This is a genomic window from Dyadobacter psychrotolerans, from assembly GCF_004349265.1.
In the GTDB taxonomy this organism is placed as follows: Bacteria; Bacteroidota; Bacteroidia; order Cytophagales; family Spirosomataceae; genus Dyadobacter; species Dyadobacter psychrotolerans.
The window spans coordinates 489,214-512,992 of sequence record NZ_SMFL01000002.1; the positions used below are offsets into that span (position 1 = coordinate 489,214).

Sequence of the window (23,779 nt, forward strand, 5' to 3'; positions counted from 1 at the left end):
TCTTACTTCTGTTTAAGATATGTACTGCGGAAATATTTAACACTTTCAGCCACCTCAGGGCCGTTGTTTTCCCAATGATACTCGTATTCAACCGAGATAGGCCCTTTAAATTTCTGACGTTTCATTTCAGCGATTACGCCGTCAACTTTGCTGTCTCCCTTTCCCCAGATCACGTCGTGGTATTTTCCATCAGGTGTATCCTTAACTACATCTTTAAAGTGCATACCCATTACATGACCTTCAAGTTGTTTCAGGCAGGCAACCGGATCCAGACCCGAGCGTACCCAGTGACCGATGTCCGAACACGAGCCAACGAATTTACTTTTAGCAGCATATTTCAAAACGGAATCCGGGCTCCAGTATCGTGATGGCTTTGGGTGGTTGTGCAGCGCCAGGTTAATCTTATATTTTTCTGCCATTGGAATAATGTATTCGAACTGATCAGGATCCGGCTCGGTATCGATATTGAGAACACCCATGTCTTTTGCAAATGCAAAAAGCTGTTCCCACTCTGCTTTATCTTTACCTTTAACAACACCGAAAGCAGTGATTGTAATACCGTATTTTTTTAAGAGTGCTTTCACTTCCGCACGTTTGGCAGCATCCATTTTAAAATCCATTTTCCCCTCAATACCGCCCCCGATGGTCTGACCCGGGAAAGCCTCAACATATTTCAAACCGCAGCTGTCAATCTTTTTAAGTGCTTCGGCGAAAGTAAATAGCCTGAAAGTGTATGACTGGGCACCTAATTTCCATCCGGCCTTATTTTCAGGGTTGTTTTGCGCCAGTGCAGAAAAGCCATAAGTGGCCATAAAAAAGCACCAAAGCATCAATTTTCTTAGTTGCATAATGTTTAATGAATGAATTTGATAAGTTATTTCAAAAGTAATAATCCTTTGTTATTCTACTCTACAGAGGCTTTTAATATCCAGGAAGTGACGAGCAGCTGACCACTATGTCTTTGTGTATGCTCTGCTGCATGAAAGAGCAGCCCAAGATGTGTTGAGGCAATCCTGGCCCTTCCTACATAACGAACATGCGAGAGTGTTGTTTCATCCGTTTCTTTAAACTGATTAATTGCCTTATCTACCTGCAATTGAAATGCCCTGAGAAGATCTGAAAAACGGCAACCGGTGAACGGCTCCGTTCCTTCACTTTTGAGATATTGCAGCTGATTTTCGTCAAGAGATTCCTCCCGGGCATAGGTCAGCAATCTGTCGAGCACACCAGTCAGATGCTGAAGGTGAAAACCAACAGACGCCACCCCGGCGGGGCGCTGCCACAGCAATTGATCCGGATAGTCGTTTTCGAGCTCACTTATTTCTTCCAGAGCCTGATAAAGCGCATGCGCAGCGGGTTGCAGCAAAGGCGGAACACCGGGCAAGGGACCTCTGAGCCAAACTTCTTGTTTTTGCATGCGGCAAGTAACAAAAAAAAGGAACTCTTTTACAAGTTCCTTTTAAATATAGAATCGGGTTGACTTACTTACTTCGCAATGTCAATCTGAACAGGTTTCCCTTTGATTGTATTTCCATCCATAGCGCGAAGTACTGCACGTGCATCACGTTCCGGTACGTCAACAAATGTGAATTTGTCATAAATGTCAATTGCTCCGATGGTTTTTCCGGGAATGTTAGCTTCTCCGGCAATTGCTCCAACGATATCTTTTGGAAGGATATGATCCTTACGTCCAAGACTTAAGAACAAACGGGTCATGCCTGCTTCCGGTGTCGCCGAACGTTTCGATTCATCTCTTCCGCCGCCTTCGCTTCTTCTTGAATCAGCGCGGGGTGCAAAACGATCAGAACTTGCTCCGCGGCGGTCGTCGCTCCCACCTCTTTCAAAACGGCTGCCTCTCTCGAAACGGCTTCCTCCGCGGCTTTCGCGTTCGCCTCCGCGACGATCACCACCACGTTCGGGACGTTCTCCGCCACGTCTTTCTTCCCATGCCAGGTTGCTGTCCGAGTATTCGTTTTTCTGAACACCCATGATCTGCTTAGCCATAGCACCTACGATTTGCTCGGTAGAGAAACCGCTGTGGTGAAGCATTTCCAGTACGTCCAGGTAAAGATCTGCATCACTGCTTTCCTTAACCGATGCTGCAATACTTTCCACAAAACGCGCTTTACGAACACCAACGATATCTTCAAAAGAAGGTATAACGCCTTTTTCGATTTTTACTTTTGTATAGTTTTCAATGGTTTTAAGACGGAACTTTTCGTCACGTGCTACCAGAGAAAATGCTTTACCTGACATCCCTGCACGACCTGTACGGCCGATACGGTGTACGTAATATTCTTCGTCCAAAGGAATGTCGTAGTTAATTACACCATCCAGTCCGCTTACGTCGATACCACGTGCCGCTACGTCTGTTGCAACAAGAATGGTTGTTACACCCGCCTTGAACTTGCTCATCACGTTGCTACGCTGCTGCTGACGCAAATCACCATGAATACCTTCTGATGCATAACCACGAAGCTGAAGATCTTCAACGATCTCATCAACTTTACGTTTTGTGTTACAGAATACAAGCAAAGATTTCAGGTGATACATGTCAATCAGACGTGTCATTACCTCAACTTTTGCCTGAGGTTTAACCTCAAAACACACCTGTTCGATGTTCACGTTTGTAAGTTCGTTACGAACCACTTTAATCAGAATAGGATCATTCAAAAAGCGTTTTGTAATCGACATAATTGGTTTAGACATTGTAGCCGAGAAAAGAATCGTCTGGCGATCTTCCGGCATGTCAGCCAAAATGCTTTCGATGTCTTCACGAAATCCCATGTCAAGCATTTCATCCGCTTCATCCAACACCATCATACGCACCTGATCAAATTTCAAAGTACGGCGTTCCATGTGGTCCATCACACGGCCTGGTGTTCCTACAACGATGTGTACACCTCTTTTCAGAGAGCGAATCTGGCGGTCAATTGAATCTCCACCATAAATTGCTTCAATTCTTAAACCTTTTTGGTATTTGGCAAGTCTGCCTATTTCTTCGGAAACCTGCACCGCCAATTCGCGGGTAGGGCAAAGTACAAGTGCTTGTACAGCGTTATTCGTTACGTCAATTCTTTCAAGTACGGGGATACCAAACGCGGCAGTTTTACCAGTTCCTGTCTGAGCCTGGCCAATTACATCAGCCCCTTTCATTACAGCAGGTATGCCTTGCGCCTGGATAGGAGAGGGTTTTGTGAAACCCATTTCAGTTAAGGCTTTAAGGATAGTTTCTGAGATTCCCAGATCTTCAAAGGTCTCAAAAGTTTCAACAGCATCAATTACTTCAGTTATTTCAGTCATTTATCTTATTGTTATTAAAAATTCTTGTGTTAAATACAGTTATGATTTGAATATATATTCCACAGCCGGATCTCACAAAAAATTGTGAAAACAGCAACCGGAAGAAAATTGCACAACTGGAAAAATCTATATGTTCGCACGGTTCAAAAAAAATGATTTGAATCCGTTGGACTGACAAACAAAAAGACAGCCAGTAAAATTTATTTTATAAAGGGGGATTGCGCAAAAAGCCCACCAACCACAAACCATCCGTGGGGCTCTGCATGACGAAACGGTAATAACCAACCGGGCATATTTTAAAGGCTGGGAGCGGACTGACCGCTAAAACCGGAAATGAAGCAGAGAAGCGAACGGATGTTCGTTCTTATTTTATGCAAAAGTAAGAATAATATTCGAATAAACAATGTAGTGGATATATTAATTGTAATATTTTTAGAAATCAGCCATTATTTCTCTGCTTGCTGGCCAATTTGAAAATAATTGACTCCATTTCTAATTTATTTAGCCTTAAAAGTTACTTTTTTTCTGCCTCGCTGTCTTAAAAAGCAAATCACCGATTTTGGTGAAAAGCGATACATTCACAACTATATCAATGAAAAAGTTCTTTTTTTTAGCAATGCTTGCTTTCGCAGGTCTCGCGGCACACGCTCAAAGTAATTCTCTTTTGGTTTACGGAAATCTGGGGATCAATTCCGGTGAATCAGCAGCAGATGTCAAAACAAACAGTTTTTTATTCTCTCCGGGAGTTGGTTATCAATTCAACGATCACTGGACGGCCGGAGCCAACATGAAAACAGAAAGTGGCAAGTCGGGTGCACCTCAAATAAAAACCAGTGCTTTTTCTGCCGGTCCTTTTATTCGTTACGCTTATCCGCTTTCTGACATTTTTGCGGTTTACGGACAGCTTAATACAAACTGGGCTTCATCCAAAATCGCAGATTTGAAAAGCAATGGATTTGAAGGAATGCTGTTTCCGGCAATAGGGGTAAACCTTAAAAACGGTTTTGCCCTTAATTTTAATTTTGGAAGTCTGGCAATAACAACCGGAAAAGTTAAAGGTCAGTCGGGTAGCAGCTCACAATTCGGCTTAAACTTTGGCAGCGGTGCAGGTTTTGGAATTTCTAAAAATTTCGGGTTATAAGAAAAAAGGCTGTGCCGGATGTTATTCCGGTACAGCCTTTTCTTCAAAAAAAACTTATTAAAGAACCTCGCTTACATCTGAGTAAGGCATGTTCCATGCATCGGAAACTCCTTTGAAAACGATTTTGCCATTTACAACATTCAGTCCTTTACGCAATTCTTCATTATCCGCACAGGCGCTTTTCCAGCCTTTATTTGCCAGCTGCAAAGCGTAGGGCAATGTTGCATTGGTTAGGGCCAACGTTGAAGTATAAGGAACAGCACCAGGCATGTTCGCTACACAGTAATGAACCACACCATCGACTTCGTAAATCGGATCTTCGTGTGTTGTTGCGTGAGAAGTTTCAAAACATCCGCCCTGATCGATCGCCACGTCAACCATTACAGTTCCCGGCTTCATCAGTTTAAGCATATCTTTTGTAATCAGCGAAGGGGCTTTTGCTCCCGGAATCAACACGCCGCCGATAATCAAAATCGAGCTTTGAACCAATTCACGGATATTGTATTCATTAGACATTACTGTATCCACGTTAGCAGGCATAATATCTTCCAGATAACGTAAACGAGGCAGGCTGATATCAACAATCGTTACGTTTGCACCAAGACCTGCGGCCATCTTAGCGGCCTGAGTTCCTACAATTCCACCACCTAATACAAGTACATTCGCAGGTTTAACACCGGCAACACCGCCAAGCAGGATTCCAAATCCGCCCATTGGTTTTTCCAGGTACTTTGCACCTTCCTGAACTGCCATACGGCCTGCAACTTCACTCATTGGAACCAGCAGCGGCAAACTTCTGTCGGCCTTTTCAACTGTTTCATAAGCCAGACAGACCGCTTTACGCCCGATCATGGCATTTGTCAAAGGCTCTGACGATGCAAAGTGAAAATAGGTAAAAAGAAGCTGATCTTCTTTAATCAGAGCATATTCGCTTTCGATTGGCTCTTTTACCTTTACGATCATCTCAGCAATACCGTAAACCTCTTCTATGGTAGGCAGAATTACTGCACCCGCTTCACTATACTGTTCGTCTGAAAAACCACTTCCTTTTCCCGCCTCGGTCTGTACATAAACAGTATGTCCGTATTTACGGAATTCGGTTACACCTGCCGGAGTGACGGCCACCCGGTTTTCGTTATTCTTAATTTCTTTGGGAACGCCAATAATCATTGGTTGGAAGTTTAAAGCGTGAAAGCTGGATTTGTTTTCACTACAAAATTAGCTTTTAAAGGAAAATGATACTTTAATTTGTATTCTGAATAGAAAACAAAACTATTTTTAGCCTCTTTTGTAAGAAAAAAAACTTCCGTTTATGTTACCGCAGGTTTTTGACAATAAAAAAAACTATATGCAGCCCGACGCCACAGATAAAAAAATTCTTGAACTCTTACAGCAAAACGCGCAGCTGACGATCAAAGAGATCGCCAGCAGGATCAATCTTTCTGTAACGCCTGTGCATGAGCGTATCCGGAAAATGGAGCGTGAAGGGTTTATTGACAGATATGTATGTTTGTTAAACCGCAGAAAATTAGGTAAATCTCTGCTGGTTTATTGTCATGTTACCCTTGATAAACAGCGTAAGGAAAGCTTTGAGGATTTTAATCAGGCTGTAACGGGTATGCAGGAAGTGCTTGAATGTTCGGTTGTATCGGGTAACTTTGACTATATGTTAAAAGTTGTGGTGGAAGATGCCGAAGCCTATAATCAGTTTTACCAGTTAAAACTTTCTGCACTTAAAAGCGTGTTACATATCAGCAGCTATTTCGTAATTTCAGAAATAAAGTATACCACGGGTATTCCTGTGCGTTGAAGTAAATATATCAACAAAGCTAAAAGCTATCGGCGGGAAGCGAATTGTCATCAATTATGAATAAAAATTTCAGGGACGGGCTCAATCTGATGTCGAAAGTGACGCCGAAAAGGGCCTGGAATGCAATACAGATCTTGGGAAGTTATTTTTATTCCAAAACAACCGGTAATCCTGTTCACTGGGGAATGCCGATCGCGATCTCGTTTGAGCCAACTACAAGCTGTAATTTACGCTGTCCGGAATGCCCCAGCGGACTACGTTCATTTACCCGCCCGACGGGTATGATGGAAGAAAAGCTCTATAAAAAAACCATCGATGAGCTTGCCGATACCCTGCTGTATCTGATCTTCTATTTTCAGGGAGAACCTTATCTTCATCCTAAGTTTTTTGAACTGGTCCAGTATGCCCATGACAAAGGAATTTACACTGCAACCTCAACCAACGCCCATTATCTGACTGATGAAAAGGCCAGGAAAACAGTGGAATCGGGTCTGGACCGACTGATTATTTCTATTGACGGAACAACGCAGGATGTTTATCAGCAATACCGTATCGGCGGAAACCTTGAAAAAGTTCTGGAAGGAACGCGTAACATCATCAGGTGGAAGAAGGAGTTAAAATCCAGTACGCCGCATGTTATTTTTCAGTTTTTGGTGGTAAAACCCAATGAACATCAGATCGAAGATGTTAAAAAACTGGCTTTGGAAATGGGTGTGGATGAAGTGGGTTTGAAAACAGCCCAGATCTATGATTATGAAGAAGGTAATGAGCTGATTCCAACAATTGACAAATATTCCCGTTACGAGAAAAAACAGGATGGTAAGTTTTCGATTAAAAACAAGTTTGTCGACCATTGCTGGAAAATGTGGCATTCCTGTGTGATCACCTGGGATGGTGGAGTGGTTCCCTGCTGTTTTGATAAGGATGCGGAGTACCAGCTGGGTGATATGAAGAGACAAACGTTCCGCCAGCTCTGGAGAGGTAAAAAATATAACGACTTCCGTGCTTCACTCATCCGCTCCCGCTCTGAGATAGAAATGTGCAAGAATTGCACTGAAGGAACACAGGTCTGGGCGTGAAACATTTGTATTTTTGATCAATTAATATTTTTTAACTAAATAATAATACTGAATAATGTATTGATTTTCAGTGTTTTGTAGTCTTTTTATAAAAGTCCGTGGAACATTTTTTGGTGGTTTGCCCTGAATAATGGAAATTTGAATCTGGTAACTCACATGAATACATGGGCAAAGTAATTGCAATTGCAAATCAAAAGGGTGGTGTAGGCAAAACCACCACGGCCATAAACCTGGCCGCAAGTTTGGCAGCACTCGAATTTCGAACGCTCCTTATTGATGCAGACCCGCAGGCTAACTCTACTTCTGGACTTGGATTTAATCCCCAGGAAATGGAAAACAGCATTTATGAATGCATGGTAGAACAGGCGCGGACAGCGGATATAATCCTGGATACAGATTTCCCTTACCTGCATTTGCTACCTTCACACATCGACCTAGTTGGAGCGGAAATCGAGATGATCAATTTAAAGAATCGGGAGCAGCGCATGAAAGATGCGATTGCCGAGGTTAGAGATAACTACGACTTTATTATTATCGATTGTTCTCCGTCACTAGGTTTGATAACCATTAATAGTTTAACTGCCGCCGATTCGGTAATTATCCCTGTTCAATGTGAGTATTTTGCCCTGGAAGGTCTTGGGAAACTGCTAAACACAATTACCATTATTCAATCCAGACTTAATACTAATCTGGTTATAGAAGGGATTTTGCTGACCATGTATGATCTTCGCCTTCGTTTATCCAATCAGGTTGTCAATGAAGTAACCAGTCATTTTGAATCACTGGTTTTTAACACCATCATTCCCCGCAACGTTAGAATCAGTGAAGCGCCTAGTTTTGGTATTCCGGTTATGGCCCAGGATGCAGACAGCAAAGGTGCTATCAGCTATTTAAATCTGGCTCGTGAGATTTTGACCAAAAACGGATTGCTTTCTTCGGACAAGCATATGGGCGTAAATTAATCACGATTCTAGCTGGCAGCACACATGGAAACAAACAGTAAAAAAAATAGAATGACAGGCCTTGGCAGAGGTTTGGGTGCTTTGCTTCAGGATTCTGAAAAAGTAAACACGACCCGGTCAAATGCCAGGATTGCCGCCGCAGCAGCGGAAGTTGTGGGTTCGATGAACCAGCTTGATATCAGTCTGATAGAAGCAAATCCTTACCAGCCCCGGACAAGCTTTGATCAGGAAGCTTTGCAGGAACTTGCTGATTCTATCCGCGTTCAGGGAATTATTCAACCCATCACTGTAAGACAGACAGGGGAGGATTCTTACCAGCTTATTTCCGGAGAAAGGCGTTTACAGGCTTCACGTTCTTTGGGCATGACCAGCATTCCGGCTTATGTCAGAACAGCCAATGACCAGCAAATGCTGGAAATGGCATTGATTGAGAACATTCAGCGTGAAAATCTGAATTCGATAGAGATAGCCCTTAGTTATCAGCGTCTTATACTTGAATGTAATTTAAAGCAGGATGAGCTGGGAGTACGTGTTGGAAAAAACCGTACAACAGTTAATAATTACATTCGTCTTTTGAAATTGCCGCCCGTTATCCAGGCTGCGTTACGTGACAATAAAATCAGCATGGGCCATGCCAGGGCCATTATCACCATTAACAGTGATATGAGCCAGCTCAAAATATTTAATAAAATTATTGAGGAAGGATGGTCCGTGCGCAAGGTAGAGGAAGAGGTACGCAAGCTCGGCATGATGAGCAGCATTTCTTTTGAACCTAAAAAACCGGTTACAATTAACCAGGAAATAAAGTCGTTACAGTTTCAATTATCTTCTTTTTTCGGAGCGAAGGTATCAGTGAAAAGCGACAATGAGCATAAGGGAGAAATAAAAATCCCTTTCACATCGCAGGACGAATTGAAGAAGATTTTGGAAACATTGAAATTTGATAAAAAGGCTTGAAAAACTGTTTTTGGATAGGGATTGTATTGCTTTTGCCTAACCTGGCTATGAGCCAAAGAAACACAGCCGATAGTGTGAGAAGTGTGACAAGGCCGGTTCTCCTCACTGACAGTCTGGTAAAATCGGTAACGGATACATTAGGTAAAAACGGGAAGAAAAAGTTTATGCCTGATCCCAAAAGAGCAACCAGGCTGGCGCTGATCCCCGGTTTTGGTCAGTTATACAATCGGGATTACTGGAAGCTGCCAATCATTTATTTGTCAATGGGGGGCGGTATTTATGCTTTTCATCTTAATCGAATCAAATACAAGGACTTCTTGATCGCCTACGAACAATTTTACGATCTGGATAAAAACAGTTCAACTTATGGACAGTTAAAACCGACTGTAACTCAGGATACCCGTGTTCAGGTGCGTGTCCGAAACCTTTTTGCTACTGAAAGTGAATATGTGGAAGCAACGCGTGATGCTATTGAAAGACAAAAGAACTACTGGCGAAGAAATAAAAATCTTTCCATTATTGTCGCAGGTTTGATTTACTCTTTGACAATCGTAGAGGCTAACGTAGCGGCACATTTGAAAACCTTCGATCTGACAGATGATTTGTCAATGAGAATCGAGCCGAAATTAAGTCAGCCGATGCTCAGACAGCCTGCTCCGGGTCTTAGGCTTGTTTTCAATATTAAGTAACTAACCAGAATACAGCTTAAAAGCTGACAAAATTTAAATAAATAATCGCACCGGAATTTGTTTTGTTCCGGTCCAAATGTGAATCAATGAAAATATTATTGCTAGGCTACGGCAAAATGGGTAAAACGATCGAAAAAATCGCCGTAGACAAAGGCCATGTTATCGCAGGTAAAATTGACATTTCAAACCGCAGCGATATGGATCAGCTCTCAGCAACAGACGTAGATGTTGCAATTGAGTTCAGCTCTCCGGAATCGGCTTTTGAAAATATAAAGTACTGTCTTGAAAAAGGCTGGCCGGTCGTCAGCGGTACAACAGGCTGGCTCGAACACCGTTCTGAGATCGAGTCGTTGTGCAAAGAAAAGGGAGGAGCATTTTTCTATGCTTCCAATTACAGCATTGGTGTAAACTTGTTTTTCCGGCTTAACCGGCAACTGGCACGGTTGATGGAAGGTCAGGATTACAAAGTTTCAATGACTGAAATTCACCACATCCATAAGCTGGATGCACCCAGCGGCACTGCCATCACATTAGCAGAAGGGGTGATTGAAGAACTGAACAATATTTCCGGATGGAAGCTTGCGCCTGAAGATGATAACGGAAATTTGCAAATTACTTCAAAAAGGGAAGGAGAGGTGCCGGGAACGCACATCGTCCGTTACGATTCTGATGTAGACCAGATAAAAATTTCCCATACAGCTCATAGCCGGGCCGGATTTGCAAACGGAGCGGTGGTCTCTGCTGAATGGCTTGTCGGAAAACAAGGCGTTTTTGGGATGGACGACCTTTTGAAAAACCTGGATTAACCTTTACTTTTAACTCTCAATTATCTATCTAGCATGGCTATCAATAAAGAATACACTGCCAAACCCGTTACACACAAGAAAAAAGGTGCAATCCGGGAATGGTTTGACTCCATACTTTTTGCCGTTGTAGCAGCGACTTTAATCCGCTGGCTGTTTTTTGAAGCTTTTACAATTCCTACGCCTTCGATGGAGAACAGTCTTCTGGTTGGAGATTTTCTTTTTGTAAGTAAGTTGCACTACGGTACACGTACGCCAAAAACACCTTTGCAGGTGCCTCTAACCCATCAGACTATTTGGGGGACGAATATTCCATCGTACACCGATGCAGTACAGTTGCCGCAATATCGTCTGCCGGGTTTCAGCGATGTGAAACGGGGAGATGTGGTTGTATTTAACTATCCTCCTGAACTGCAGCATCCGGTCGATTTGAAAACGAATTATATCAAAAGATGTGTCGGTCTTCCGGGAGATAAACTTGAAGTGCGGGATTTGCAGGTATTTGCCAACGGCGTAGCCATGGAAAATCCGCCACGTATGGAAAACGAGTACTTTGTAGCGACTACGACGGCCGTTAACGAAGAAAAAGTGTTCAAGGAAAACGGAATTTCAGAATACAATTCTTACACAGAAAGTTTCAACGATACCATACCTGCTAACGATCAGCCTGGTTACCTGGTTTTCACCACGGTTGAAATTGCTGCAAAGCTTAAAACTTATGATTTTGTAAAAAACATAACGCTGGTGAAAGCATCGAAAGATATAAGCGAACCGATGTTATATCCCAACTCCTCTCTGTTCAAATGGAACCGCGATAACTACGGCCCTGTGACTGTTCCAAAAGAAGGAATGACAGTAAGTTTGACACCTGAGAACATTGCTTTATATGGCCCTGTAATTAAAAATTACGAAGGAATTGACGATGTTGCCATGGATGAGAAATCGGTAAAAGTTGCAGGCAAAGCAATTACAAGCTACACCTTTAAGCAGGATTACTATTTTATGATGGGTGACAACCGCCACAATTCGGCGGATTCGCGCTACTGGGGTTTTGTTCCGATGGATCACATTGTCGGTAAGGCGGTATTTGTATGGATGTCCATTGATCCGAACCCAAGCGGTTTCTTGAACAAAATTCGCTGGAATCGATTATTCAGAGTTATTAATTAATGTAACGTTTGAAAGTATTGAAATGCCGGAGCTGTCGAAAGACAGCTCTTTTTTTTAAAAAAACTATATATTAAATAAAATTTTATATGCATGTTTACTTTTTATATCATTAAGATTACCTTGCAGAAAATTTATTAGCCATGGAAATTAAAGAATTGCCTAAAACGGGAAATGCAGTTAAAAAACGTAAAAAGTCTGGATTCAGAGAGTGGATCGACTCGGTTGTTTTTGCTGTGACTGCTGCAGTGTTAATACGCTGGATTTTTTTCAGCGCCTTTGTTATTCCGAGTTCCTCAATGGAAAACAGCCTGCTGGTGGGCGACTACCTTTTTGTTAGCAGGCTTCACTATGGTACGGCCACGCCTGTTACTCCGTTGCAAATTCCGCTGACGCATCAGACTATCTGGGGAACAAGCATACCTTCTTACCTTGACTGGATCAGCTTACCTCAATTTCGTTTGCCTGGTTTTTCAGAAGTGAAACGGGGAGATGTAGTTGTTTTTAACCTTCCGGTTGAACATCCTGATTTGTTTGAAAAATACAGCACCGTACTTCCTGACCTGAAACCCCATCCGGTCGATTTGAGAACTAATTATATCAAACGCTGTGTTGGACAGCCGGGAGACCGGATGACGATTAGCAATGGACAGGTTTATTACAATGGGAAAAAAGAAGCTAATCCGGCACGTATGCAGGGAGAATATTTTGTTTCAACAAGCGGTGCAATCAATGAGGTGAATGTTTTTAAAAAGAACGGCATTATCGATTACAACCAGTTTACCGAGAACTTCGGAGACGGTGTTACGACAAATGATGAGTTTGGCTACATCGTCAAGACAACCGCGGAGCTGGCAGAAAAACTTAAAGAGTTTGATTTTGTCAAAAGAATTGAACCTGTTTTTATGCCGGTGCAATATAAAGAACCTTATCTTTTTCCTCAGACAAATTTGTTTTCATGGAACAAAGATCAGTACGGACCTTTTGTGGTTCCTGCCAAAGGAATGAAGATCAATCTGACACCACAAAATGTTGCCTTATATTCTGAAATTATAAAAAGCTACGAAGGAAATGAAAACGTCCAGGTAATTGGAAACCGGATTTTGCAAAATGGTGAAGTGATCGGTGGTTACACTTTTAAGCAGGACTATTATTTTATGATGGGTGATAACCGGCACAATTCAGCTGACTCGCGGTATTGGGGATTTGTGCCCAAGGATCACATTGTTGGAAAGGCAATATTTGTTTGGATGTCAATTGATCCGGATCCTATCGGTTTTATCAATAAAATCAGATGGGACCGGTTATTTAGTGTAATTAATTGATCGTTATTAGCTATTAAGTTTTTTGCTGCGTCCTACGGTTTCCTCGCCGTACGACGCAGCAAAAACCGGTCGGATGGCTTTCGCCATCTGACCGGTAAAAAAGTTTAATCCTCCTGAGAATAAATCAGCGCTGTATAAGGCGGAATATGCAGAGATGCATAAACTTTGCAGTCATCGAATTCTCCGTCCATTGTATCCGTATCATGAACCGATAAATTCGAGAATTCTGGATCATATTCGGCTTTATCGCTATTGAAACGCAGATGCCATTTTCCGCCTCTTGGAAATCCAACCTTATAATCTGTGAATGTCTCTGTTGAGAAGTTCAACACGACAACAACACTGTCTTTTGGCCCTCCATCCTTCCAGCGGTGCATGACCAAAACTTTTTTGTCATCGTCAGCCCGGATGATGGCAACATTTTGTCCCTGGAGACCTGCGGTGACACCAAACCAGTTTCTTCTCTGATGAATAATGTCACGGTGAAGTTCTGCAAAACCTGAAAACTTTTCAAGTCTCGACCAGTCTATCGGATCACTATCGGAAAACCATTTATCTTCTAAAAGTGGTTGTCCCTGAAAGATCATGGGGATTCCCGGTGAAGTCAAAACAAGAGACACGCCCAGAGCCGCTCTTTTTTTGGAATACCAGTTATTGACGTCCCCGTCTGCGATCTCTTCGGCTACGCGAGCCTGTCCGTTGGCAACTTCATCATGTGATTCGGTATAAATGATCCTTTGAAAAGAATCCGAATTATAGCTGTCTGTAACGGCCTGAACAATACTTTCCATGTCTCTGTCCTGATCGTTGGCAGTGATGATTGCCTCACGAACCGAGTGAACGAATTTTGCATCCCATTGTGAGCCGTATCCTAAACCTCCGTTTTCAACAGAATTGGTTATGAAGTCAAGCGAGTGCATATCTTCTGCTATCAGGATATGATTGGGAAACTGCTCACGAACATCTTTATTGATCCACTGTACCAGGCTCATTCCTTCGGCTATATCATTTCCCGGATTTCCATCCGCCTTTACGTTCCTGATGTAGGGCACCATGTCCATACGAAGTCCGTCAACGTGATAGTCACGAAGCCACATAATTGCATTATCATGAATATACTGTCTCACTTCATTACGCCCATAATCAGGTCGTGTTTTCCCCCATGGTGTTTCTGCACGCCAGTCGTTGTAGAAGTAAATTCCGCCGCCATCGTTTTCACACCAGCCATCAAATTGCCACAAATCCATATCAGAAGGGCCAAAATGATTATAGACAACATCAAGTATGACGGCTATCCCTGCCTGATGGGCAGCTTTTACAAATGCTTTTAATCCATCCGGTCCGCCGTAGTCGGCTTCTATGGCAAATGGACTTGCGGGATTATAGCCCCATGAGCGCGATCCGGGGAACTCAGAACAGGGCATTAATTCAACAGCATTGAAGCCCATGCCTTTCAGGTAATCCAGTTTTTCAATGGCTGTATACAGAGTTCCGACTCCGTCCTTTTCTTTCACATTAAACGTGCCTACATGGAGCTCGTAAATTACCAGTTCGTTCCAGGCGGGTATATAAAACTCATCACCCTGCCAGTCGAAGGAGGCCTGGTTATAAACAATGCCATTTCCGGCTGAGTTGGTCATTTTCAATGCATAAGGATCATTTCTCATTAAATTGCCCGAAGGTGTTTTTAAAGAAAACTTGTACTCATCTCCTTCTTTTGCATTCTCAACCAATGCGCTCCAAAAGCCGTTTTCTTCTGATTGAAGTGGGTTTTTGTCGGCTTTCCAGTCATTGAAGTTTCCAACCACTGAAACACTTTCAGCGTGGGGAGCCCATACGCGGTAGTGAACACCTTCGGGGTAACAAGTAGCACCCATTCCATCAAAATGCTGAATGGTTTGCGCTTCTTCGGTATCTGTATTTTCCATATATGCTTAAAAAATAATTATTTTTGAAGGTGATATTTTACAATCGAGATGACAAATCCTGTGCCAGTACGTATATAGGTTTTAGCTTTTCGAATTTTAAAAAATACATTCATCAGCAAATTGAAAATTCAATCACACTATAATTATGTTGCCATTATCAGAAAATGAAAGGATCAGTACGCTCGCACTTATACACACGCCCGGAATTGGTTCCGTTACGGTCAGGCAGCTAATCAGTTATTGCGGAGGTGCATCCGCTGTTTTTACATCAGATTTTAAAAAGCTTATTAAAATCCCCGGGATTGGTGAAAAGGTAGCGCGTGTTATTCTAAAAGGTGAGGCAAAAGCTTTTGCAGAAAAAGAATATGAGGAATGTGCAAAAACGGATACACAGCTGCATTTCTTTACGGACGATTCCTACCCGGCCAGACTGAAACCACTCTACGACGCACCGGTTGTTCTCTATTCAAGAGGAAATTTTGATTTTAATCTGCAAAGATCCATTGGCATTGTAGGCACCAGGCAGGTAACTGATTACGGCAAAAACGTAACTGAAACCATCATTAAAGAACTTGCTGCTTACAAATCACTGATTGTCAGCGGTCTTGCTTACGGTGTTGACATTGTTGCGCACCGGGCATCATTAAAATATGAACTCCCTACCATTGGCGTGATGGCCAGTGGGTTAAATGTGATTTATCCTGCTGCACATTTACGGACTTCGAAAGAGATGCAGCTTCACGGAGGAATTGTCACAGAAAATGCACTGGCGACCAAGCCGGATTTTATGCGGTTTCCGGCAAGAAACCGTATCATCGCCGGGCTTAGCGACGTAACCATTGTTGTAGAATCGGCGAAAAAAGGTGGAAGTTTAATCACGGTTGAATTTGCTCAGAATTATCATCGGGAGGTTTTTGCCGTGCCCGGAGGTTTAAATAGTCCGCAGTCGGAAGGATGTAATCAACTCATCAGGGATAATAAAGCAGCCATTTTTACTTCGGTGGAAGATATGGCCAACGCGATTGGCTGGAGCCTGAACCAAAAACCGCAAAAAGTAAATAGTCAGCCGGAGCTATCTTTGGAAAATATGTCTTTTGAAGGATTCAGCCAGGATGAAGGACAGGTGCTGTCTATGCTTAAGCAAAAAGGAACCATGCAGATTGATGATTTGTCATGGCAAAGCGGACTGCATCTGAACAAGCTGGCCACGCTACTGTTGAACCTTGAATTTCAGGGAATGGTACGGTCGCTTCCAGGCAAGAAGTACGCACTTATATAGTCTTATCCGCGATAATAAATACGCTGATCTGACAGGTAGTATTCATTCTAACAAATATTATTTATTTTAGACTTTTCTTTTCAAGATTATCTGAGTGTCCAACCCCGCAATGAGACCAAAATTTCAAAATATTAGCGATATCGTAATAGAAAAAATTAAATCTGGTGAATTACAGCCAGGCGATAAAATACCTTCCGAAAACGAGCTTATTAAGTTTTATAATGTAAGTAATACAACGGCCAGAAAAAGTTTGTTGGAAATAGAAAGCAGAGGCTGGGCCAAGCGTATAAAAGGAAAAGGAACATTTGTATTAAACAGGACTGTTGACCATCACCTGATCCGTACCCTGGGTTCGATTTACGCAACACGCCGTGGTTTTCATGAAAGTTTGCTTGCCGAGGGTTTTAAACCGCATAACCTTGTTCTGGAAAAAACGATTCTTGATGATGGCATTTCATCAGAAATAGGGGGGAAGCACTTTATTATAGACGGACCGGTACTTAAAATACACCAGCTGCGTTACGCGGATGACGAGATTATCAAAGACGAGACCAAATACATTTCGCTGAAAATGTGCCCAAAAATAAACCGAATGCCTACGGAAATTTCGTATTTCAAGGTTTATGAAAGCACCTACCACCTCCGGATCGAAGAGGTAAAACAAACGCTGAGTGTAGAAATTATCCAGCCAGACTCGGAAATCAACAACTTCGAGCTCACAAAACCTACACCCATGTTTATTCTTGATAGTTCAGTAATTTGTAAGGACGATCAGATTGTTGAAATTGAACGCTCGTACTATCGGGGTGACAAATACAAGTTTGCCATTATCGCCAATCCGGATTACAATGATGTGCATTAAAAATAGGGCTTAATTGCATCTACGATAACCGTGTGACCAGTTTTATTGGGATGATTGACTGAGGCCATATTTTCTTTTAGCCTGCCTTGTTTTATTATCTTCTGGAATATGATATAAGGATCAGCAAGCCCGGTTTTGTATTTGTCAGCCAGTGATCTGATCTGCACCACGTAGGGGTCAAGCGGATTAGCCGGGTCAGAAATATCAATACGCTGATCTGGTGAGGGTGTAAGCATAATGACTTTAATGTTTTGAGCCTGGGCAGATTTTATCATTTTCTCTAATGCTTCTCCGGTTTTTTCCAGCGGTGCAAAACGGTCATTAAGCGCATAATCGATAAAGAGTACATCGGGTTTGTGAACCAGCACATCTCTCTCAAACCGCTTTTCGCCGGAAACCGAACCTTCTCCGCCAATAGCGGTGACAATCACGTTGATTACCGCATATGGGTATTTTTCCTTTAATGTTTTAAGAACAAGATTCGGATACGATTCGAGCGTATGTACTTCGTGATTTTCCCAAAACCCTGCCGGAACGGAATGTCCATGGAAAACCAGGTTAATGGTTCTGCTTTTTGGCCAGACCGCATTTAATTCGTTTTTTATATTTTCAAGATAAACATCCGTTTTAGCGATTTGAGCCGCGGAGTAATTTGACAGGATTAGAATAAATAGTAAAGAGGAAATAATGGAAAGGCACTTCATTGTTTTTATAATTAAGGATTTAGGAATAGTATTAACCTTTAATTTAGAAGCTACCAGGAAACCGTTAAACTTCCGGTGACATTTTCAACCACGAAATGTTTACCCAGCTTTTCATCGCCCTTTTTGACTGATATGCGTCCTTTTTTCCAGGGGTAACCTGCGTTGACATAAGCATTCAGTGTTTGTTCAGTAATATGATCGGGGGGATAAATCCGGACAGTAGCGTTGTTCAGACCGGTCACCTGACAGCGTTTGTCGATGCCTTTTTCACCTGAATGCAGCTCTTTGTAAGAAACGATACCGTCCGCCTGTTCGACAAACATCCGGCACTCACGGTTCCAGGATGTAGGTAACGTATAAACCGAATTTCCCTTATCCAGTTTTGTTTCAAGTCCCAAAAGCAGGGGAGCGCCCTGCGGAAGCTTGAAATGATTGGTGATGGTACTATTCGGATTATAACCTGAGAAAAAGAAAGCATTATTGCTTCTTGAAACAGTAAGCACCGGATTTTTAACCGCCGGATTCTCTTTTTCTATCAAACAGTTTATGCCAAATTCGCTTAATACGTAACGCATCAAAAGCGGACCGGTAAACAGTTTCGACGGATCATCGGGATTTAGTAATTTTCCTCCGTTGAACTTACTTGAATTTGTCCCGCGCAAATAAACGACTTTTCCGCCCTGCCATTCCGGTAAAGCACGCGACCATACTGCATCCCGGGAATTGCCTGACTGTGTCATTTGAGCAAGTATTTTTGTTCCCTTATCATCTGTTTTTGCCACCTGGGTTGCAATTCCGCCACCTGAAAAAAGCGCGCTGTGATGAATTATGTCCGGATATTTCGTTGCCATTTTATCACCGGGATAGGAGGAGGTTATACTAAAATCTCCCTCCAGTGCGCTGGTGTTTTTTAAATTCAGCAATTCTAAAAACGCTGGTCCGGCATGGCCCGCAGGACCGTAAACGATCATTTTACCGCCGCCTTTTACAAAACTGATCAGCTCTTTTTCAAGTGTGGATCCTGCATCAGGAACAATACTGACCAAAACGGATTCCTTAAAAAAGCCGGGTTTATCTTTTACTACATTTTGAAATGAACCTGTTGAAATAACCGTATTCAGCGGAAAGCCATTGTTGATTGCCTGGCGGATCAGCCAGTCGCCGTAATAAATTTCGGGAAGCCGGTCCTTGTAGCGGTAGGCCCAGTCGTGATATTCGTCAAATGGATAAACCCAAACCAATGGCCCCGGAGCAGTTGGTGCATCGTATCGGGCTTTGAGAATGTGCGGAGTTACTTCATCCGGAACCTGAGTGGGCATGTTACCGTAAGAGTCGTCGATGCTCAGAAAGCTCAGATGAGACGGAATTTTAACTTCGCCTTTTTTATTAATTCTTGCCACGGACATGGGCAGATAAATATCATGCGGCTCACGACCGTAACGGTCCAGCCAGGGACTATTCAACCACCAGGGATCGTGAGTATAGTATCGAAACAGGTAGCGCTCGTCGGGTAATTCAGCCATTCTGGACATGTAACCAACCATTTCCAATCCGAAATCTCCGTCCAAAGCGGCCCAGGGAGAGTTGGGCGGCGGCAGCATGTTTTTGTCTTTATAAATCGATCTTAAATCTACGCCGTCCCTGGCCAAATCAGCTCCTGCCGAGAGATTTGTACCTCTGGTCTGGATTTGAATATCAGGACATTCTGCACGGAAGTATCTCCAGAAGCCAGCAATTTTGTCTTTCGTTGCAGCCAGTTTGGCCTGATCAAAACCTTTACCATTGAAAATTGCACCTGTTGAGGACCAGCCTTCCACACCATATCCAAAGCCATTGCTGAGCCACAAAAAATCAAAACCCATGTCTTTTAAAAAGTGTTTGCTTTGTCGTCCCAGGAAAGTCCCGAAAGGTGTGTTGGCAGGGATACCTTTTGGAAATCCGGCATAGGATTCGCTGTCGGCATTCAAAACGGAATAGCAGCTCACCATGGTGTTATGTCCCATGGCGCTTCCTCCCAGGATTTCCCGGTGTTTTTTATATTTAAAATCTGATTTGGCAAATTCAGGACCCGGATCAAAGGTTTCTCCTACACGTATGGGTTTGCCAGTCACTTTCAGTCCTTCTTCTTTTAAAGCCTGAACGATAAATTTCAGATCTCCGTAAGTGAATTTCGGCGGGTTTTCAAGATACAGATAAGCCCGCTCGTGGATTGAAAGCTCTTTTGGTCCGGAATTAACCTCGTGCTCCGTATTGGGGTTTCCCATGTAGCGCGCCCATTCCATTGGCTGGGAAGGAACACCTTTATAATCAAGAATCTCCGAACCATCGCTGGTCCACAGCATCACTGAAACCGTATCGGCGTGACGCAGCAGCGCATGCCACTGCAAAAACATCTCTTTGGCAACTTCACGAATGTATGCCTTGTCATTTTTTTTGAATGGTTTTAACGACGCTTCAAGAGTCACATTATTAAAATTCTTGCCCCGGAGTGTTCCAAGTGTATTTTGGGCAGATAAATCCGGCAACGAAAGAATTTGTAAAAAAACGAATAAAAGAAGAAGTCTGATGATCATGGATTTAGGAATAGTCATAATATAAGTTGTCTTGATGCGGCTTAACTGCTATTTCAGTGTTGTGTAAATTGCGACTCCCCTTGGTGGGATATCATCGAAAAAACCTGTATCACTTTTTTTTATTTGTTTGTCAGAAACCAGCATTTCGTTTTTCCCCGGTTTACTGATCTTGGCAGGATTATAGAGATATCTGTCTAATCCACCGGATGGTTGGCGTGCAAATTTCACTCTGAATTTTTTTGCCGTATGGGCGGCATTCACAACCATCACCGAAATGTTATTTTCCGACGGCTGCGTCGCCACCACATAAAGACTGTCTGCCTGAGAAGTTTTAAAAGCCTTGCTGTCTGTCCTTCCACCCAGGTATTTACTCATTAAACTGAATGCATACCAGGAAGGATAAGGCGCTCCGGGATTGTCTATACTGTCCTGTGGAGATCGGGTAAGTCCCCAGCGGTGCACACCGTTGTAAAAACTATCCTTATTTGTGGTTCTGGAGGCAGCATATTTTTGATCAAAAAGTATCCATAAAAGCGACGACTGAGCCCCGCTGTTGATAAATGCAGCGACGCATTGTGCCAGGTAGTTTCCGTAATCCGCTTTGAAGCGAATTGTTTCATCCGGTTTGTTGGCACCGTATTCGTCGATCCAGTAAGGTTTACCCGTTTTTCTGATTTTCTCCCTGCCTGCCAGTGCAATCTGTTTCCAACCGTCGTATTCCAGGGGAGGATTGGTATTAAACTGTTTTCCGTTGTAGCTGTGCCAGCTGTAAATGTCTATCACATCATTCATTTTATTTACACTCCATCCCACGTAGGCCGCTGTGTCGGTACTGCCACTGTTGGGGCCGACCAGTTTTACATTTGAGCGTAGACCAGTCCTTTTCAATTCATTGTGAATTTCAGTGCAAACCTTATCGTAATAATCCGGTTCGGTAAAACCTTTTGGAATTATGCCGGAACGGTAATTTAGCGGTTCGGTAAAAAGTACCAGATATTTAATATTGTCGTAACCCCGGACTTTAATCAGCTCGTGCAGTGATTCGCGAACCCATCGGGCATATCTCAAAGGATCTTTAACTGTATCCGGAGCGGCTTCCTGTTTGCCATCAGTATTGTGGTAGGTATCTTTGGTAAACCACCAGCCAGCCTGCAAAGCCACATCGACTTTCAATTCTTTCATTTTATCCAGCCAGAGATAAAATGCTTTCATTCTTTTCGATTCCCAGTTAAAGTCATTGTAGAGGTTAGTTCCGCAAGCCCAGTCCGGCCTGTACCAGGTTCTGGCGATTTTCAGCTCCATGTTTTTTACTCTTTCAAATTCTGTTTTCCGGTCCTGATCGCTCATGACTTTTACATTTGGATCATCCATAAAAGCAAACCCGTGGTAAACGCCATTCACACCAAGAAAATCTTCGATTAAAACCGAATCATTTTTTACCAAAAGCTCCGTGTACGGTACTCTTTCCGCAACGGTCAGATGGCTGCTGCGGAAAGAGGTGGCAACGACAAACGAGGTAACCATTGTAAGCAAAACAAAGATTCTGACTTTCATAAAAAACATGTTTCTCAATACCCCGGATTTTGCTGTAGTTTGGTCGTATTGTTAATCTCCGACTGCGGAATAGGGTATCGGTACACCCTTTCGTTGAAAATGCGTGTTTCGACAGTAAACCGCTCATACACCGGTGTGCCGGTGGTATTGGTAATTCGCATTCCCGTTACGGCTTTGCCCAAATCCGCTTCACCAGTTTTCCATCTTCTGATATCAAAAAACCGGTGTTCCTCAAAAGCAAGCTCTACACGCCTTTCATTTCTGATTCGAAGACGCATCTGATCTTTGGTCAATCCTGCCGGAAGATTTGGCATACCAGCTCTTTTTCGAATTTGGTTAATCGCATCATGAACACTTGCATCCGGCCCGACAGCTTCGTTTTGTGCCTCGGCGTAGTTCAAAAGTGTTTCTGCATAGCGGAACAAAACCCAGGGCCGGCGTACTGTGGCGTTGGTGGTTTGGTTCCAGCTTGCAGCATCACTTAAAAATTTTCGCATGTAATAACCTGTTTTAGTCGCATTCACACTTTGTCCAATACCGTCCTTTCCACCAACTCCTGTGTTTACGGCAACACTTTTAAAAACAGAACCGTCATAAATCACCGACAATGCAAACCTTGGATCGCGGTCTTTGTAGGGAGCACTGGCTGAATAACCGGACGCCGGATCACTGATCGGAAGACCGTTTTTCATCTCAAAAGCATCTACCAGTTCCTGCGTTGGGTTGGTGAGACCGGATGCTCCGTTGTAGCTGATGGGTGCATTGTTGATTTCAATGTCATTTCTGGCATTAGCTACCGTTGCAAAGATCACCTCGCTGTTATAGGCAGCATTGCTGAAATTGAATACATTGGCAAAACTTGCCAGAAGACTGTGCGCTTTGGTGTCAATCAACTCTTTTGATGCCGCAGCTGCCTTTTGCCAGAGTGTTGCATCATTTGCAGTGTTATTCAACGGACTCGCTGCGTAAAGCAACGCACGTGATTTTAATGCAAGCGCGGCGGCTTTGGTAGCCCTTCCACGGTCTCCTGTACCATATTGTGCAGGTGATAATGGCAATTTTACTGCTGCTGAATCACAGTCTTTTATGATTTGATTTAAGGTTTCCTGAAAGCTGTTTCTAGGAAGATCCAGGTCCTGATCCGTCATGAAAACTCGGTCGGCGATAATGACTCCGCCGTATCTTTTCAAAAGTTCAAAATGAAAAAATGCTCTCAGGAAAAAAGCTTCGCCACGAAGTCTTGGCACTTCATTCAGCGGCGTAATATTGGCTCTGTGGCTGTTTTCAAGAAAAACGTTTACCTGCCGGATGCCATTGTAATTGATCGCATAGTTGTCATCGATCGTCCTGAGTGAACTCCAGGTGCCGTTGTTAAAAATGTTTACGGCTGAGTTCAAATTCGAATTTACTGCTTCGTCCGAGCCGGCTGCAAGCATTGCACCTCCGTAACGGTTATAGCCTTCCTGCAAAAATGTATAGCCACGGTTTAGCTGTCCTCTTGCTGCACTATTCAGGTTCCAGTACTGATCTTCGGTTACCGGGCCGTCGTAGTAATCGAATTCAAGAAATTTAGATTCCTGACACGATACAGCTGTGATCAGCAAAACCGAAAGAAATATTTTAGTTAAAGTTTTCATGTTCCT

General features: G+C 43.0%; 20 protein-coding genes. 11 read left to right on the top strand and 9 right to left on the bottom strand.

The annotated features are described in order from the left end of the window. Positions 1 to 2: 2 nt before the first annotated feature. The 3 genes from E0F88_RS05815 to E0F88_RS05825 form a co-directional block, all read right to left on the bottom strand. Entirely contained in the window at positions 3 to 848 is an 846-nt protein-coding gene (locus E0F88_RS05815; protein WP_131957272.1) for a sugar phosphate isomerase/epimerase family protein, read from the bottom strand. A gap of 56 nt (positions 849 to 904) precedes the next feature. Next, positions 905 to 1,417, bottom strand: coding sequence for a DinB family protein (locus E0F88_RS05820; RefSeq protein ID WP_131957273.1), 513 nt, complete (start codon positions 1,415 to 1,417; stop codon positions 905 to 907). A 68-nt stretch (positions 1,418 to 1,485) separates the two neighbouring features. Then, a complete protein-coding gene (locus E0F88_RS05825; RefSeq protein ID WP_131957274.1) occupies positions 1,486 to 3,303 on the bottom strand; it encodes a DEAD/DEAH box helicase in 1,818 nt (605 codons plus the stop codon). Positions 3,304 to 3,895: 592 nt separating this feature from the next. Between E0F88_RS05825 and E0F88_RS05830 the strand changes: the two genes are divergently transcribed. After that, the gene (locus E0F88_RS05830; protein ID WP_131957275.1) at positions 3,896 to 4,444 is read left to right on the top strand and encodes an outer membrane beta-barrel protein; all 549 of its coding nucleotides are present in this window, start codon (positions 3,896 to 3,898) and stop codon (positions 4,442 to 4,444) included. A gap of 57 nt (positions 4,445 to 4,501) precedes the next feature. Here E0F88_RS05830 and ald read toward each other — a convergent pair whose 3' ends face one another. After that, positions 4,502 to 5,614: an alanine dehydrogenase gene (ald, locus tag E0F88_RS05835; protein ID WP_131957276.1), complete on the bottom strand. Its 1,113-nt coding sequence runs from the start codon at positions 5,612 to 5,614 to the stop codon at positions 4,502 to 4,504. 178 nt (positions 5,615 to 5,792) lie between these two features. Between ald and E0F88_RS05840 the strand changes: the two genes are divergently transcribed. The 8 genes from E0F88_RS05840 (at position 5,793) to lepB (E0F88_RS05875) (ending at position 13,236) form a co-directional block, all read left to right on the top strand. Next, complete coding sequence (locus tag E0F88_RS05840) at positions 5,793 to 6,254, top strand: Lrp/AsnC family transcriptional regulator (RefSeq protein ID WP_131957654.1); 462 nt, start codon at positions 5,793 to 5,795, stop codon at positions 6,252 to 6,254. A gap of 56 nt (positions 6,255 to 6,310) precedes the next feature. Then, a complete protein-coding gene (locus E0F88_RS05845; protein ID WP_131957277.1) occupies positions 6,311 to 7,333 on the top strand; it encodes an SPASM domain-containing protein in 1,023 nt (340 codons plus the stop codon). A 164-nt stretch (positions 7,334 to 7,497) separates the two neighbouring features. Continuing rightward, on the top strand, positions 7,498 to 8,295 hold the full coding sequence (locus E0F88_RS05850; RefSeq protein ID WP_131957278.1) for a ParA family protein: 798 nt from the start codon (positions 7,498 to 7,500) through the stop codon (positions 8,293 to 8,295). A gap of 24 nt (positions 8,296 to 8,319) precedes the next feature. Continuing rightward, positions 8,320 to 9,252, top strand: a complete 933-nt coding sequence (locus tag E0F88_RS05855) for a ParB/RepB/Spo0J family partition protein (RefSeq protein ID WP_131957279.1) — start codon at positions 8,320 to 8,322, stop codon at positions 9,250 to 9,252. Between the two features lie 47 nt (positions 9,253 to 9,299). Further along, positions 9,300 to 9,941: a DUF5683 domain-containing protein gene (locus E0F88_RS05860; RefSeq protein ID WP_131957280.1), complete on the top strand. Its 642-nt coding sequence runs from the start codon at positions 9,300 to 9,302 to the stop codon at positions 9,939 to 9,941. Positions 9,942 to 10,027: 86 nt separating this feature from the next. Next, the gene (dapB, locus tag E0F88_RS05865; RefSeq protein WP_131957281.1) at positions 10,028 to 10,747 is read left to right on the top strand and encodes a 4-hydroxy-tetrahydrodipicolinate reductase; all 720 of its coding nucleotides are present in this window, start codon (positions 10,028 to 10,030) and stop codon (positions 10,745 to 10,747) included. Positions 10,748 to 10,780: 33 nt separating this feature from the next. Then, entirely contained in the window at positions 10,781 to 11,914 is a 1,134-nt protein-coding gene (lepB, locus tag E0F88_RS05870) for a signal peptidase I (RefSeq protein WP_131957282.1), read from the top strand. Positions 11,915 to 12,054: 140 nt separating this feature from the next. After that, positions 12,055 to 13,236 carry a signal peptidase I gene (gene lepB / locus E0F88_RS05875; protein WP_131957283.1) on the top strand — a complete coding sequence of 394 codons (1,182 nt, stop codon included), beginning with the start codon at positions 12,055 to 12,057 and terminating at the stop codon, positions 13,234 to 13,236. Between the two features lie 104 nt (positions 13,237 to 13,340). Here the strand turns inward: lepB (E0F88_RS05875) and E0F88_RS05880 are convergent, their stop codons facing one another. Then, positions 13,341 to 15,164 carry an alpha-amylase family glycosyl hydrolase gene (locus E0F88_RS05880; RefSeq protein WP_131957284.1) on the bottom strand — a complete coding sequence of 608 codons (1,824 nt, stop codon included), beginning with the start codon at positions 15,162 to 15,164 and terminating at the stop codon, positions 13,341 to 13,343. Between the two features lie 145 nt (positions 15,165 to 15,309). Here E0F88_RS05880 and dprA point away from each other — a divergent pair, with 145 nt between their 5' ends. Both dprA and E0F88_RS05890 read left to right on the top strand, forming a co-directional pair. Then, positions 15,310 to 16,443, top strand: a complete 1,134-nt coding sequence (gene dprA, locus E0F88_RS05885) for a DNA-processing protein DprA (protein WP_131957285.1) — start codon at positions 15,310 to 15,312, stop codon at positions 16,441 to 16,443. A 109-nt stretch (positions 16,444 to 16,552) separates the two neighbouring features. Then, on the top strand, positions 16,553 to 17,305 hold the full coding sequence (locus E0F88_RS05890; RefSeq protein ID WP_131957286.1) for a GntR family transcriptional regulator: 753 nt from the start codon (positions 16,553 to 16,555) through the stop codon (positions 17,303 to 17,305). On the opposite strand, the gene E0F88_RS05895 is transcribed toward E0F88_RS05890, so the two are convergent. The 4 genes from E0F88_RS05895 to E0F88_RS05910 are packed head-to-tail and all read right to left on the bottom strand — an operon-like array spanning position 17,302 to position 23,773. Continuing rightward, entirely contained in the window at positions 17,302 to 18,009 is a 708-nt protein-coding gene (locus E0F88_RS05895) for an SGNH/GDSL hydrolase family protein (protein ID WP_131957287.1), read from the bottom strand. The two genes, E0F88_RS05890 and E0F88_RS05895, sit on opposite strands and share 4 nt — an antisense overlap. A gap of 50 nt (positions 18,010 to 18,059) precedes the next feature. Then, positions 18,060 to 20,600, bottom strand: a complete 2,541-nt coding sequence (locus E0F88_RS05900; RefSeq protein WP_229213686.1) for a hypothetical protein — start codon at positions 20,598 to 20,600, stop codon at positions 18,060 to 18,062. Positions 20,601 to 20,630: 30 nt separating this feature from the next. Next, complete coding sequence (locus E0F88_RS05905) at positions 20,631 to 22,136, bottom strand: glycoside hydrolase 5 family protein (protein ID WP_131957288.1); 1,506 nt, start codon at positions 22,134 to 22,136, stop codon at positions 20,631 to 20,633. 14 nt (positions 22,137 to 22,150) lie between these two features. Continuing rightward, positions 22,151 to 23,773, bottom strand: a complete 1,623-nt coding sequence (locus E0F88_RS05910; RefSeq protein WP_131957289.1) for a RagB/SusD family nutrient uptake outer membrane protein — start codon at positions 23,771 to 23,773, stop codon at positions 22,151 to 22,153. Positions 23,774 to 23,779: the final 6 nt, after the last annotated feature.

Excerpts from the sequence above, each read along its gene's own strand:
- E0F88_RS05815 (WP_131957272.1), bottom strand. The coding sequence starts at position 848 with ATGCAACTAAGAAAATTGATGCTTTGGTGCTTTTTTATGGCCACTTAT.
- E0F88_RS05820 (WP_131957273.1), bottom strand. The coding sequence starts at position 1,417 with ATGCAAAAACAAGAAGTTTGGCTCAGAGGTCCCTTGCCCGGTGTTCCG.
- E0F88_RS05825 (WP_131957274.1), bottom strand. The coding sequence starts at position 3,303 with ATGACTGAAATAACTGAAGTAATTGATGCTGTTGAAACTTTTGAGACC.
- E0F88_RS05830 (WP_131957275.1), top strand. The coding sequence starts at position 3,896 with ATGAAAAAGTTCTTTTTTTTAGCAATGCTTGCTTTCGCAGGTCTCGCG.
- ald (WP_131957276.1), bottom strand. The coding sequence starts at position 5,614 with ATGATTATTGGCGTTCCCAAAGAAATTAAGAATAACGAAAACCGGGTG.
- E0F88_RS05840 (WP_131957654.1), top strand. The coding sequence starts at position 5,793 with ATGCAGCCCGACGCCACAGATAAAAAAATTCTTGAACTCTTACAGCAA.
- E0F88_RS05845 (WP_131957277.1), top strand. The coding sequence starts at position 6,311 with ATGAATAAAAATTTCAGGGACGGGCTCAATCTGATGTCGAAAGTGACG.
- E0F88_RS05850 (WP_131957278.1), top strand. The coding sequence starts at position 7,498 with ATGGGCAAAGTAATTGCAATTGCAAATCAAAAGGGTGGTGTAGGCAAA.
- E0F88_RS05855 (WP_131957279.1), top strand. The coding sequence starts at position 8,320 with ATGGAAACAAACAGTAAAAAAAATAGAATGACAGGCCTTGGCAGAGGT.
- E0F88_RS05860 (WP_131957280.1), top strand. The coding sequence starts at position 9,300 with ATGAGCCAAAGAAACACAGCCGATAGTGTGAGAAGTGTGACAAGGCCG.
- dapB (WP_131957281.1), top strand. The coding sequence starts at position 10,028 with ATGAAAATATTATTGCTAGGCTACGGCAAAATGGGTAAAACGATCGAA.
- lepB (WP_131957282.1), top strand. The coding sequence starts at position 10,781 with ATGGCTATCAATAAAGAATACACTGCCAAACCCGTTACACACAAGAAA.
- lepB (WP_131957283.1), top strand. The coding sequence starts at position 12,055 with ATGGAAATTAAAGAATTGCCTAAAACGGGAAATGCAGTTAAAAAACGT.
- E0F88_RS05880 (WP_131957284.1), bottom strand. The coding sequence starts at position 15,164 with ATGGAAAATACAGATACCGAAGAAGCGCAAACCATTCAGCATTTTGAT.
- dprA (WP_131957285.1), top strand. The coding sequence starts at position 15,310 with ATGTTGCCATTATCAGAAAATGAAAGGATCAGTACGCTCGCACTTATA.
- E0F88_RS05890 (WP_131957286.1), top strand. The coding sequence starts at position 16,553 with ATGAGACCAAAATTTCAAAATATTAGCGATATCGTAATAGAAAAAATT.
- E0F88_RS05895 (WP_131957287.1), bottom strand. The coding sequence starts at position 18,009 with ATGAAGTGCCTTTCCATTATTTCCTCTTTACTATTTATTCTAATCCTG.
- E0F88_RS05900 (WP_229213686.1), bottom strand. The coding sequence starts at position 20,600 with ATGACTATTCCTAAATCCATGATCATCAGACTTCTTCTTTTATTCGTT.
- E0F88_RS05905 (WP_131957288.1), bottom strand. The coding sequence starts at position 22,136 with ATGAAAGTCAGAATCTTTGTTTTGCTTACAATGGTTACCTCGTTTGTC.
- E0F88_RS05910 (WP_131957289.1), bottom strand. The coding sequence starts at position 23,773 with ATGAAAACTTTAACTAAAATATTTCTTTCGGTTTTGCTGATCACAGCT.